Origin of the sequence: Reyranella sp. CPCC 100927 (assembly GCF_007859315.1) — a bacterium.
In the GTDB taxonomy this organism is placed as follows: Bacteria; Pseudomonadota; Alphaproteobacteria; order Reyranellales; family Reyranellaceae; genus Vineibacter.
This window is the reverse complement of the sequence record NZ_VOHA01000033.1, coordinates 71,723-83,612: the sequence shown is the minus strand read 5'-3', so window position 1 is coordinate 83,612 and position 11,890 is coordinate 71,723. Positions and strand designations below refer to the sequence as shown.

Below are 11,890 nucleotides of genomic sequence, written 5' to 3'. Positions count from 1 at the left end.
GCGCGCTGCGCCCGCCGCCCGGCTGCCGCTTCCACCCGCGCTGCCCGCACGCCACCGCCACCGCAACCTCAGCCGCCACAGCGCGAGGATCGTCCCAAGGGGAAAGACTAGCGGACCGAACCCCTCCCCATTTGGGGAGGGGTTCGTTTTGTCACGTTGCCGGCAGCACCGTGCCGGAGCAGGCACCGAAGCCGATGCGGGCGCGACCCTCGGCAGTGCACGAGGCGCGGAAGGTGATGGTGTCGCCGTCCTCGACGAAGGTCCGGGTCTCGCCGTTGGCGAGCGTCACCGGCTCCTTGCCGCCCTTGGAGAGCTCGAGCAGGGCACCACCTTCCTCGGGCCGCGGGCCTGACTGCGTGCCGCTGCCGAACAGGTCACCGGGCGCGAGGTTGCAGCCGTTGGAGGCGTGGTGCGCCATCATCTGGGCCCAGGTCCAGTAGGAGTCGCGGAAGTTCGAGCGCGACAGCAGCGCAGGCCCGCTGTTCTCGCGCCGCATGCGCTCGCTTTCGAGCCACACCTCCAGCCCGATATCGATGGCGCCACGTGAGCGATTGTCGGTCGAGTCCAGGTGCGGCAAGGGCTGCGGATCGTCCGCGGGCCGGGTCCATGCCGCGCGGTACGGTTCCAGCGCTTCCAGGGTCACGATCCAGGGCGAGATGGTGGTGGCAAAGCTCTTGGCGAGGAACGGGCCCAGCGGCTGGTATTCCCACGCCTGGATATCGCGCGCCGACCAGTCGTTGAGCAGCACCACGCCGAACAGGTGCTGCTCGGCGCTCTCCATGGCCACGGTGGTGCCCATCGTGGTGCCGACGCCGACGAAGGCACCCAGTTCCAGTTCGTAATCGAGCCGCTTGCAGGGCCCGTAGGATGGCGTGTTGCCGCCGGGCGGCGTCGTCTGGCCCTTGGGGCGGTGGAAGCGCTGGCCGCTCGTGGCGATGGACGAAGCGCGGCCGTGATAGGCGATGGGCAGCCACTTGTAGTTGGGCAGCAGCGGATTGTCGGGGCGGAACAGCTTGCCGACAGCGGTGGCATGATAGATCGAAGTATAGAAATCGGTGAAGTCGCCGATGCTGGCCGGCACTGCCATCTCGGCGTCGCGCTGTGCCACCAGCGCGCCGGCGAGCTTGGCTTGTGCCGGCGCACCGTCGCGCAGGGCGCGCGACAATGCCAGGCGCAGCGCCGACCACGCCTGTGGGCCCATCGCCATGAACGCATTCAGCGTCGCGCCGCTGGCGGCGCGCAGTGCGTTGGCTGCCACGGTGCTGCGGATGGCGCGCGCAACCCGCACGGCCGCGAGATCCAGGATCTGATCGCCGATTGCGACACCGCCGCGGAACGGCTCGTCGCTGCCGGCGCGGCGGAAGACGCCGAACGGCAGGTTCTGGATCGGAAAGTCGGTGTCGCCGGTGTTCGCCGAGTCGACCCAGCTCTTGAGCGCGGGATCATGCGTTTCGTTGAGCGCTGCCATCGATATGTCGTCCATGTGTGAGAGGGAGAGTTCTCCCCACGCCGTGGGGAGATGTGAAAGGACCTCGTTGGATCCCTGTCGGCGCCAAGCGCCGCCCGTTCCCGCAAAGAATGCGGCGGGCTTATGCCTTGAACCGCGCGGTGAGGCTGTCCCAGGTCTTGTAATACTCGAGCTGCCGCTCCGGCGATTCCATCGCGAAGCGTGTCGGCTTCAGCGGGTAGCGGGTCTCGAACATGAAGGCGAGCGTGTTGTCGATCTTGTGCGGCGCCAGTGCTGCGTTGCTCGCCGTCTCGAAGGTCGACGCATCGGGCCCGTGCGCAGTGAAGGCGTTGTGCAGCGACGTGCCACCAGGCGTAAAGCCCTCGGCGCGCGCATCGTACTGGCCATGGATCAGGCCCATGAACTCACTCATCACGTTGCGGTGGAACCAGGGCGGCCGGAACGTGTCCTCGGCCACCATCCAGCGCGGCGGGAAGATCACGAAGTCGATGTTGGCCCAGCCCGGCGTGTCGGACGGCGCCGTCAGCACCGTGTAGATCGACGGGTCGGGGTGGTCGTAGCTCACCGTGCCCATCGTGTTGAAGCGCGCGAGGTCGTAACGATAGGGCGCCAGGGTGCCGTGCCAGGCCACGACGTCGAGCGGCGATCGATCGACGTCGCAGACCCACAGCCGGCCGCCTGTCTTCACCACCATCTCGAAATCGCCGGTGCGATCCTCGTAGGCCGCCACCGGTGTCTCGAAATCGCGTGGGTTGGCCAGACCATTGGAACCCAGCGGCCCGAGATCGGGCAGTCGCAGATGCATGCCGTAATTCTCGCCGACGAAGCCGTAGGACGGCCCGTCGGGCAGATCGATGCGGCAGCGCACGCCGCGCGGCAACACGGCAATCTCGCCGGGCTTGGCCTCGACGATGCCCATCTCGCTGGCCAGCCGCAGCCGGCCGGTCTGCGGCACGAACAGCATCTCGCCGTCGTGGTTGGCGAAGAAGCGGTCGGTCATCGACGCATTGGCGCGATAGACATGCACGGCGATACCAGCCTGCATGCCGGCATCGCCATTGACGGCGAGAGTCGCCAGGCCGTCGATGAAATCGGTGCCGGCCTTGGGCATCGCGAAGCGGTTCCAGCGCAGGCGGTCCGCCGGCATTGGTACCTCTTCCACCGGTCCGCTGCGCCACAGGTGGGTCGCGTAGGGCCTGAACGGCGCGTTCTTCGCCGACGGGCGGATGCGATAGAGCCATGACCGGCGACCAACGGCGCGCGGCGCCAGGAACGACGTGCCCGACAGCAGCTCGGTGTAGAGGCCGTAGGCTGGCTTCTGTGGCGAGTTGCGTCCGACAGGCAGCGCACCGGGCAGCGCCTCGGTCGCGAACTCGTTGCCGAAACCCGTCTGGTAGACCAGCGTCGTGGTGCTGGACGCGGCTGCCGTGCGGCCGTCGGCGATATCGGAAACCGGCATGCTTTGCCTCCCGCAGATCCTGCGCCTGACTACCGCCGGGGGAGGACGATGGCAACCCGGGCTGTCCGCACCCGGGCGACGGTGCGCTCACATATCAGGATGTAACCGTTTCACCGTCGTGAAGGCGTACGGCATGCGAACGCGCCAGGGCCTCGATCTCGCCGTCGCGGTAGCCCACCTCGCGCAGGATCTCGCGCGTGTGCTCGCCCAGTTGCGGTCCCAGGCGACGCACCTCGACTGGCGAGTCGGAGAGCCGCAGCGGGTTGTTGGCGCTCATCACCTTGCCCAGCCCTGGGTAATCCATGGCGACGAAGCTCTGTCGCGCGATGGCGTGCGGATCATGCAGCATGTCGCTGACCGACTTCACCGGTGCGCACGGCACGCCGGCGGGGATCAGGCGCCCCAGCAAGGTCTCGCAGGTTTCGGCGGCAAAGGCTGCTTCCAGCAGCGGCTCGAGCTCGGCCCGGTTGGCGACCCGATCGGTGTTGGTCTTGAACCGCGGGTCGCTCTTCAGCCGCGACAGCCCCACGGCTTCGAGCAGCTTGAGCCAGAACGCGTCCTGCGTGCAGGCTACGTAGAGCGGCTGGGTTTGCGTCGCGAATGTCCGCAGCGGCACCAGCAGAGTATGCGACATGCCCATGCGCCGGGGATCCTCCCCGGTGCGGCCGTAGTTGGTGATCCAATGGCTCATCAGCTGCACGCCGACGTCGTACAGCGCCAGGTCGATGTGCTGGCCGCGGCCGGTGCGGTGGCGTGCCAGCAGCGCGACGGCGACGCCCAGCGCGCCGTACGTGCCGGTGCCCTGATCGATCGGCGCGGTGCCGACCCGGGCCGGCGGTCCGTCCAGATCACCGGTCGCTTCCATGATGCCGGTCTCGGCCTGGATGCAGGGATCATAGCCGCCGCGGCCGCGATAGGGGCCGGTCTGGCCGTAGCCCGAGATCGACAGGTAGACCAGGCCGGGATTGACGGCACTCACGGCGGGATAGCCGAAGCCCAGCTTGGTGATGACGCCGGGGACGAAGGCTTCCATGAACACGTCGGCCTTCTGCACCAGCCGCCACATCACCTGCTTGCCGCCTTCGGACGTCAGGTCGACCGCAAGGCCGCGCTTGTTGCGATTGAGCGAGGGAACCCAGGCGCCACCCAGTTGCGGCCGGAAATGCTCGCCGCCCATCGGCTCGACCTTGATCACGTCGGCGCCCATGTCGCCCAGGATCTGGCCGGCCATCGGGCCCGCCATCGCCTGCGTCAGGTCGAGTACAGAGATTCCCTGCAACGGCAGCATGCATACCTCGCGTTGTCTGTATTTCCGGCCACTGGAGCGTTAGGCTTGCGCCAGTCAACGCAAGACAGCAAGTGTTGCGCGAGATTGCCGTCGCTGGTCCGCTATGCACGATAGAAAGACCTGGTGTCGCTGAGCAAAAAAGAAGACGCGGGAGGGTGACATGAATATCGGAAGGCGTCGTGCCGTGGCGGCGATGACGTCGCTGCTGTGTGCCGGTTCATCCGCCGGATCGCGGGCGCAGGGCCTGTCGGATCGGCCGATCACCATCGTCGTGCCCTTCACGGCCGGTACCGGTATCGACATCCTGGCGCGCCTGGTGGGCGAGCATCTGCGGCAGCGCTGGGACCAGCCGGTGGTGATCGACAACAAGCCCGGCGCGAGCGGCAGCATCGGCACCCAGACGGTGGCGCGTGCCACGCCGGATGGCCACACGCTGATGATGACGGCCAACACGTTCGTCACCAACGTGCCGCTCTATCCTAACATCGGCTACGACCCCGTGGCGGATTTCACGCCGATCGCCAAGGCCGCGACCGGCGATCTGGTGCTGACGGTGAACCCAGCGCTCAAGATCAATGCGGTCGCGGGCTTCCTGCAGCGTGCCCGCGCCGAGCCCGGGACGATGAAGTACGCCTCGCCGGGTGTCGGCACGCCGCAGCATCTCTTCATGGAACTGTTCAAGCTCGCTACCAAGATCGATGTCGTCCACGTGCCTTATCGCGGATCGGCCGGCGCCGTGCAGGACGTCGTTGCGGGTCATGTCGGCACGATGGTGATGCCGCTGCACACGGCGCTGCCGCTGGAGCGCACCGCCAAGATCAAGCTGCTGGCGATCGGCAGCGACAAGCGCTCGCCGCAGGCCAACGACGTGCCGACCTTGATGGAGGAGGGGATCACCGGCTTCAACGTCGATCTCTGGTACGGCCTGTTCGCGCCGGCGCGCATGCCGGCCGATCTCGTGGCCCGGCTCAACAGCGAGGTGAACGCCATCCTGGCGCTGGACCCGGTCAAGGCGGCGCTGCGCGAGCAGGGGCTGGTCCCTGCCGGCGGCCCACCGCAGCCGCTGGCGGCTTTGGTGCGCGCCGATCTCGCCAAGTGGCAAAAGGTCATCCGTGATGCCAACATCAAGCCGGAGTGATGAAGCATGGATGACGTGATCATCGTCGGTGCCGGCATCGGCGGATTGACGCTGGCACTGACCCTGCATCGGGCCGGCATTGCGTGCCGCGTCTATGAAGCCGCCGATGCGATCCGGCCGGTCGGCGTCGGGGTGAACCTGTTGCCGCATGCCGTGCGCGTGCTGAGCGACCTCGGTTTGCGGGACGCACTGGCGCGCGTTGCCGTCACCACGCAGGAGGCGGTCTTCTTCAATCGCTTCGGCCAGTTGATCTACCGCGAGGCGCTCGGCCGCTTTGCCGGTTTCGACTGGCCGCAGTTCTCGATCCACCGCGGCGATCTGCAGGCCGTGCTGCTCGATGCGTTCAAGGTCCGTGTCGGCGCCGATCGCCTGCACCTGGGCTGGCGGTGCGTCGGTGCTGACCAGGATGCGGATGGCGTTTCGGTGCGGTTCTGCCGCGCGGGTGACGATGGCGACCTGCCGGCGCAGCGCGGCGCGGCGCTCATTGCCTGCGACGGCATCCACTCGGTGATCCGCAAGCAGTTCTATCCCGGCGAAGGCGATCCGGTTTATTCCGGTTACAACATGTGGCGCGGCGTCACGCGCTGGCCGCCGTTCCTGTCGGGCGCCAGCATGGTGCGTGCCGGCTGGCTGGCGACCGGCAAGATGGTGATCTACCCCATCCGCGATGCCATCGATGCCGACGGGCGCCAACTCGTGAACTGGGTGGTCGAGATCGAGACGCCGCACTACAAGCGGCGTGACTGGAACCGGCCCGGCCGTCTCGATGACTTCATCGGCGCCGTTGCCGACTGGCATTTCGACTGGCTCGATGTGCCGGCGTTCCTGCGCGCGTCCGACGTCGTGCTTGAATTCCCGATGATCGATCAGGATCCGCTGCCGCGCTGGAGCTTCGATCGCATCACCGTGCTGGGGGACGCCGCGCACCCCATGGTGCCGCGCGGTTCCAACGGCGCCGGTCAGGCGATCCTCGACGCCCAGGTGCTGGCCGACATGCTGGTTGCGCACACCGACCCGGTGCGGGCCTTGCTGGACTACGAGGCGCAGCGCCGCGAGGTGACATCGAACATCGTGCTGACCAACCGGAAGAACCCGCCCGACGCCATCCTGCGCGAGGTCTTCTTGCGTACCGGCGACAAGCCGTTCGAGCGCATCGAGGACGTCATTGCCCGCGAGGAACTGGTGGCGCTGTCGGATGGCTACAAGCGTGTCAGCGGATCGAGCAAGGAGGCGTTGGCCGGATCGGGAAGACCATGATGCCCCCGGCAGCACGGTATGACACCATCGGTGGAGTGAGGTTTCCATGAAGTATGTTGTCCAGCTTCTGGTCATCGCGGGCGCGGCCCTGGTCCTTTCGGCCTGCTCGGCGCCCACCGATCGGCCCACCACATCGGCCGAGACACTGACCGTGCGCGGCGCCCTGACCTACCGCGAGAGGATTGCTGTGCCGCCCGGCAGCGTGGCCGAGGTGACATTGTCCGACGTCTCGCTTGCCGACGCGCCAGCGCGGGTCATCACGCGGCAGACCATCGCCATGGAGGGACGCCAGGTTCCCGTGCCATTCAGCCTGACGGTCGATCGCGCGCAATTGAAGCCGCGGATGCGCTACAGCGTCAGCGGCACGATCCGCGACAGTCGCGGCAACCTGCTGTGGACCACCGATACGATGCATTCGGTGGACCCCGTGTCGCCGGCCAGTGACATGGGCGCGCTGACCATGGTGCGCGTGAGTGCGCCGCCACCGACGGGAACGTCCCCGCTGCAGGGTGCCGAATGGGTGGTCGAGGACATCGGCGGCGGCGGCATCATCGACAATTCGCGGGTGACGATCCGGTTCGGCAATGACGGGCGCCTGAGCGGCCGGGGCGGGTGCAATTCGTACGGCGCGCCCTATACGCTGGATGGCAACAGCCTCAAGATTGGCCGTGGTGTCGCGACCATGATGGCGTGCGCGCCGGCCTTGATGCGGCAGGAGGGGACATTCATACGCCTGTTGGAGCAGGTGCAGCGGTTTGACAGAACGGCCGATGGTGGGCTGGTCTTGGTGGCCGCCGACGGCCGCCGGATTGTCGCTCGACGCTAATGAGAGGAAGAAGTCATGAGCCAGCAGGATGTCACCAACCTGAAGATCAACAGTGACCGGCTGTGGGACAGCCTGATGGAAATGGCGAAGATCGGCGGCACCGACAAAGGCGGCGTCTGCCGTATCGCGCTCACCGACCTCGACCGCCAGGGGCGTGATCTCTTCGTGCGCTGGTGCCGGGACGCCGGCTGCGACATCCGCATCGACCAGGTCGGCAACATCTTCGCGCGCCGGCCGGGCCGGGATAACAGCAAGGCGCCGATCATGACCGGCAGCCATCTCGATACGCAGCCGACCGGCGGCAAGTTCGACGGCTGCTATGGCGTGCTGGCCGGCCTCGAGGTGATCCGCGCGCTCAATGACCATGGCTACGAGACCGAGGCGCCGGTCGAGGTCTCGGTGTGGACCAACGAGGAAGGCTGCCGCTTCGCGCCGGCGATGACGGCGTCGGGCGTGTTCGGCGGCGTATTCACCGTCGACTACGCACTGTCGCGCACCGACCCCGATGGCGTCACCTTCGGCCAGGCGCTGAAGCAGATCGGCTACGATGGTCCGGAGGCGGTCGGCGGCCGGCCGGTCGGCGCCTTCTTCGAGGCGCATATCGAGCAGGGACCGATCCTCGAGCGTGAGGAGAAGACCATCGGTGTCGTGACGGCAGCGCAAGGCCAGCGTTGGTACGAGATCCAATGGACCGGTATGGAGAGCCACGCCGGTACGACGCCGATGGAAGGCCGCCGCGATGCACTGCTGGGGGCTGCGCTGCTGATCGCCGAGGTGCGCAAGATCGGGGCACGTCCCAACGGCCGTTCGACCGTGGGCGTGATCGAGAGCAAGCCGCAGTCGCGCAACACGATTCCCGGCCGCGTGTTCATGACGCTCGATTTTCGCCATCCCGACGACGCAGAACTCTCCCGCATGGATGCGGAGATGCGGGCGGCGGCCGCGCGTATCGCGGCCGAGCATCGGCTTGACGTGAAGATCGAGCAGATCTGGTACTTCCCACCCACACCGTTCGATGCCAAGTGCGTTGCGGCCGTACGCGCCGCGGCAGGGAAGGCGGGCATGCCGCACATGGATATCGTGAGCGGCGCCGGCCACGACGCCTGCTATGTCGCCAAGGTGGCGCCCACCGGCATGATCTTCGTGCCCTGCAAGGATGGCATCAGCCACAACGAGATCGAGGACGCACGCAAGGAGGACATCGCCGCCGGCTGCCAGATCCTGTTGCAGGCCATGGTCGAGCGCGCCAACGCGTAGGCGCTGTTATCTCAGCGTCGTGCTGTCATCCCGAGCGCAGCGAGGGATCTTCTGCGAATGGAGTCTCCGTTCCCGGGAGATCCCTCGCTGCGCTCGGGATGACGGTAGTTACAATCCGGTGCGCTGCACACCGATGCGAGCGTCACATGTCGGTGTGACGGTGTCGGCCGATGTTCGTCGATCGGCCGGCATAGAGGAGAGTGGCGCGTCCCAAGACAAAGGAGGGAGCCATGATGCGTTGGGGTGCGCTGGTTGCGGGCGCCGTCATAGCGATGTTGTCGGCCGAGGTGGTGGCGCAGACACAGAGCCCGCCGCCGCCGGTGCGCGAGATCACCAAGATCGCGGGCGACGTCTATCGTTTCCGCAACAACTTCCACTACTCGGTCTTCGCCGTGACGCCAGCCGGCGTGATCGCCACCGACCCGATCAACGCCGATGCCGCCAAGTGGCTGAAGGCTGAAATCAAGACCCGCTTCAATCAGCCCATCAAGTACGTGATCTATAGCCACGACCATGCCGACCATGTCTCGGGCGGCGAGGAATGGGCCGACACCGCGACCGTGATCGCGCATGCCAACGCCAAGGACATCATCATCGGCGAGAAGCGGCCGACGGCGGTACCGCACGTCACCTTCAGTGATCGCATGGAGCTGGAGCTGGGTGGCACGGTGGTCGAGCTGATCTATGTCGGGCGCAATCACTCGAACAATTCGCTGGTGGTGCGCTTTCCCAAGGAGAAGCTGATCTTCGCCGTCGATTTCATCCCGGTCGGCGCCGTCGCCTTCCGCGATTTTCCCGACGCCTATCTCACCGACTGGATCGAGTCGTTGCGCCGGGTAGAGGCCATGGAGTTCGACACCTTGGCGCCAGGCCATGGGCCGCTGGGCAACAAGCAGAGCGTCGTCAACTATCGCACCTACATGGAAGATCTCTACACGCAGGTTCTGGCCGCCGTGCGCGCCGGCAAATCGGTCGAGGAGATCAAGGCAGCGGTGAACCTGTCGAAGTACGAGAGCTGGGCCGGCTACAAGGACATGGCGGCGCTCAACATCGTCGGCATGTACCGCATGGTGACGTCCAACCGGCGGCCGAACTGAGAATGCCGTCATCCCGAGCGCAGCGAGGAATCTTGCGTTGGCGCAAAGATCCCTCGCTGCGCTCGGGATGACAGGGCCTACGTCACTTCAGGAACGGATTGTCCCCGCCACGACCCTTGCGGCGGGGCGGAAAGTTTTCGGCGAGATAGTCGATGATCAACGCCCGGTCGGCATCGTCGGGTTTGGCCATGCCATGGCGATCGATCATCAGCTGGAACGAGGCCTCCCACAGTTCCCGGCTCATGCCTTGCTGCTTGATCAGCGCGGTGCCGTGGCAGGCGGCGCACATGTAGAACGTCTCCTCCTGTCCCTTGCCCGGCGGCAGAGTGTCGACCGTGTCCTGGTGGCTGGCATCGGGCGGCAGGCTGCGCGGGATCGTCCCTTTGGCCAGGGTGCCGCCGCGTGTCGTGGCGGCCTGTGGCGCCGAGGATGCGGGTGTCGGGCTGGCCGGTGCGGCTTGCGGGATCTCGACACGCGGCCGCAGGCCGGCACCGCGGTCCACCAGCAACGCCACGGCCAGTGCCAGGATCGAGACAGAGACGGCGGTGATCGGCTTCATAAGCTCAATCCTCCCCAACGAAGTTGGGGAGGTGCCCCGAAGGGGCGGAGGGGAGCCGACGTGGTCTCAGTAGTAACGAGACTACGTCGGTTCCCCCTCCGGCCTTCGGCCACCTCCCCCAGCGAAGCTGGGGGAGAGATCACGTTTCGACCAGCACGGCGACGCGGCTGACCGGGTTGCCGCCATAGCCTTGCGGATTCCAGTGGCCGGCCTGGAACGGTTGCGTGGCGCCCTTGCTGTCGGTGGCCTTGCTCCAGATCTCGTAGTAGCCGGCGCTGGGCAGATCGATCGACGCCGTGAAGCGCTGCCAAGCGAATTTGTTGGCCGGCGCCTTGACATCGGCCTTCTTCCACGTGGCGCCATAGTCGATCGAAATCTCGACCGATTGCACGGTGTTGTCGCCGGCCCAGGCATGACCGCGCAGGTCGATCTTGCGCGTGCCGCCGGCCAGGCGTGTGCCGTGCGCCGGGAACGTGACGATCGAGCGCACCGGCATCGACTCGAGGATGACCGTGTCCTTCTCGTCGCCCTTGCTGCCCGGCACGATCGGCTTCTTGCTCATGCGGTATGAGAAGCCGCCCATGCCCGGCCCATCATGTTCCTTGTCGCGCACCCAGATGCGGTTCAGCCACTTGGCCGATGTCGAGCCGGCCCAACCCGGCACGATCAGCCGCGCCGGCGCGCCGTGGATCAGCGGGATGTCCTTGCCGTTCATCTTGAAGGCGATGATGGTGTGTTCCTCCATCGCCTTCTCCAGGCGCACGCCGCGCGAGATCGAGGGCTTGGTGGCATCGCCCGACAGATGCGGATCGGCGCCGTAGTGGCCGGTGTAGACCGCGGTCGACTTCAGGCCGGCCGCCTTCAGCACGTCGGCCAGTCGCACGCCGGTCCACTCGGCACAGCCCGCCCCGCCATTGGTCCACTGGTTGCCGCGCGCTTCGGGCACGAAGAACGACCGGCCGTTGCCGCCGCATTCCAGCATCAGCTTGTGCGTGACCTGCGGGAAGCGCGTCATGAGATCGCCGAGCGTGATGTCCAGCGGCGTGTTCACCTCGCCGTCGATCTTGATCTTCCACGCCTTGGGGTCGCTCGGCATCGATGCCGGATCGGGTGTCAGCCCGTTGTTGCGGACGAAGAACTTCTCGGTCGGCGTCACCTCGTCGTCCAGCAGGTGGGCGGGCGTCTCGGCCACCACGGGCTTGTCACCCAGGACGACCAGGTCAGCCTTGCCGTCCATCTTGAGGATCTTGGGGCCCTTCTCGGCCGGCGGCCCGGCCTGCGCCTGCTGAACGGGCTGTGCCATCGCCGCCGGCACCAGGCCGGCCGGCATGGTGCCGGCGAAGGGAATGGTGCCACCCACGGCCGCCCCCATGCCGGCCAATCCGGCGCCGCGCAGGAAACCACGGCGCGAGGCATCAGCGCGACGATCGAAGACCAGCGCGTCGGCGCGCTCCGGATCGTCGGCATAGAGCTCATGAAGCCCGCGTTCGCGTTTGCCCGTCATCCTGTTCCCTCCCTTGGTATGGCGACGTCACCGCTGC

Annotated in this window: 10 protein-coding genes; 5 read left to right on the top strand and 5 right to left on the bottom strand. The window is 66.8% G+C overall.

The window, feature by feature from the left end:
• Positions 1–151 precede the first annotated feature (151 nt).
• The 3 genes from fahA to FQU96_RS39430 all read right to left on the bottom strand — a co-directional run bounded on the left by fahA (position 152) and on the right by FQU96_RS39430 (position 4,215).
• Positions 152–1,468 carry a fumarylacetoacetase gene (gene fahA, locus FQU96_RS39440; RefSeq protein ID WP_146546919.1) on the bottom strand — a complete coding sequence of 439 codons (1,317 nt, stop codon included), beginning with the start codon at positions 1,466–1,468 and terminating at the stop codon, positions 152–154.
• A gap of 121 nt (positions 1,469–1,589) precedes the next feature.
• Positions 1,590–2,927, bottom strand: coding sequence for a homogentisate 1,2-dioxygenase (gene hmgA / locus FQU96_RS39435; protein WP_146546918.1), 1,338 nt, complete (start codon positions 2,925–2,927; stop codon positions 1,590–1,592).
• A 94-nt stretch (positions 2,928–3,021) separates the two neighbouring features.
• Entirely contained in the window at positions 3,022–4,215 is a 1,194-nt protein-coding gene (locus tag FQU96_RS39430; RefSeq protein ID WP_146546917.1) for a CaiB/BaiF CoA-transferase family protein, read from the bottom strand.
• A 160-nt stretch (positions 4,216–4,375) separates the two neighbouring features.
• On the opposite strand from FQU96_RS39430, the gene FQU96_RS39425 reads away from it, so the two are divergent.
• From FQU96_RS39425 to FQU96_RS39405, 5 genes are all read left to right on the top strand, one after another.
• Positions 4,376–5,353: a tripartite tricarboxylate transporter substrate binding protein gene (locus tag FQU96_RS39425; protein WP_146546916.1), complete on the top strand. Its 978-nt coding sequence runs from the start codon at positions 4,376–4,378 to the stop codon at positions 5,351–5,353.
• Between the two features lie 6 nt (positions 5,354–5,359).
• On the top strand, positions 5,360–6,610 hold the full coding sequence (locus FQU96_RS39420) for a flavin-dependent oxidoreductase (protein ID WP_146546915.1): 1,251 nt from the start codon (positions 5,360–5,362) through the stop codon (positions 6,608–6,610).
• A gap of 46 nt (positions 6,611–6,656) precedes the next feature.
• Positions 6,657–7,436: a YbaY family lipoprotein gene (locus FQU96_RS39415; protein ID WP_146546914.1), complete on the top strand. Its 780-nt coding sequence runs from the start codon at positions 6,657–6,659 to the stop codon at positions 7,434–7,436.
• A gap of 15 nt (positions 7,437–7,451) precedes the next feature.
• A complete protein-coding gene (locus tag FQU96_RS39410; protein ID WP_146546913.1) occupies positions 7,452–8,693 on the top strand; it encodes a Zn-dependent hydrolase in 1,242 nt (413 codons plus the stop codon).
• 230 nt (positions 8,694–8,923) lie between these two features.
• On the top strand, positions 8,924–9,790 hold the full coding sequence (locus tag FQU96_RS39405) for an MBL fold metallo-hydrolase (RefSeq protein WP_146546912.1): 867 nt from the start codon (positions 8,924–8,926) through the stop codon (positions 9,788–9,790).
• A gap of 82 nt (positions 9,791–9,872) precedes the next feature.
• Here the strand turns inward: FQU96_RS39405 and FQU96_RS39400 are convergent, their stop codons facing one another.
• Entirely contained in the window at positions 9,873–10,349 is a 477-nt protein-coding gene (locus FQU96_RS39400; RefSeq protein WP_146546911.1) for a hypothetical protein, read from the bottom strand.
• A gap of 139 nt (positions 10,350–10,488) precedes the next feature.
• Positions 10,489–11,853 (bottom strand): sulfite oxidase, encoded by a 1,365-nt coding sequence (locus FQU96_RS39395; protein ID WP_146546910.1) that lies wholly within the window; start codon positions 11,851–11,853, stop codon positions 10,489–10,491.
• Between the last annotated feature and the right edge of the window lie 37 nt (positions 11,854–11,890).

Coding starts and splice junctions, on each gene's coding strand:
- FQU96_RS39410 (WP_146546913.1), top strand. CDS start 7,452: ATGAGCCAGCAGGATGTCACCAACCTGAAGATCAACAGTGACCGGCTG.
- fahA (WP_146546919.1), bottom strand. CDS start 1,468: ATGGCAGCGCTCAACGAAACGCATGATCCCGCGCTCAAGAGCTGGGTC.
- FQU96_RS39420 (WP_146546915.1), top strand. CDS start 5,360: ATGGATGACGTGATCATCGTCGGTGCCGGCATCGGCGGATTGACGCTG.
- FQU96_RS39405 (WP_146546912.1), top strand. CDS start 8,924: ATGATGCGTTGGGGTGCGCTGGTTGCGGGCGCCGTCATAGCGATGTTG.
- hmgA (WP_146546918.1), bottom strand. CDS start 2,927: ATGCCGGTTTCCGATATCGCCGACGGCCGCACGGCAGCCGCGTCCAGC.
- FQU96_RS39395 (WP_146546910.1), bottom strand. CDS start 11,853: ATGACGGGCAAACGCGAACGCGGGCTTCATGAGCTCTATGCCGACGAT.
- FQU96_RS39400 (WP_146546911.1), bottom strand. CDS start 10,349: ATGAAGCCGATCACCGCCGTCTCTGTCTCGATCCTGGCACTGGCCGTG.
- FQU96_RS39415 (WP_146546914.1), top strand. CDS start 6,657: ATGAAGTATGTTGTCCAGCTTCTGGTCATCGCGGGCGCGGCCCTGGTC.
- FQU96_RS39425 (WP_146546916.1), top strand. CDS start 4,376: ATGAATATCGGAAGGCGTCGTGCCGTGGCGGCGATGACGTCGCTGCTG.
- FQU96_RS39430 (WP_146546917.1), bottom strand. CDS start 4,215: ATGCTGCCGTTGCAGGGAATCTCTGTACTCGACCTGACGCAGGCGATG.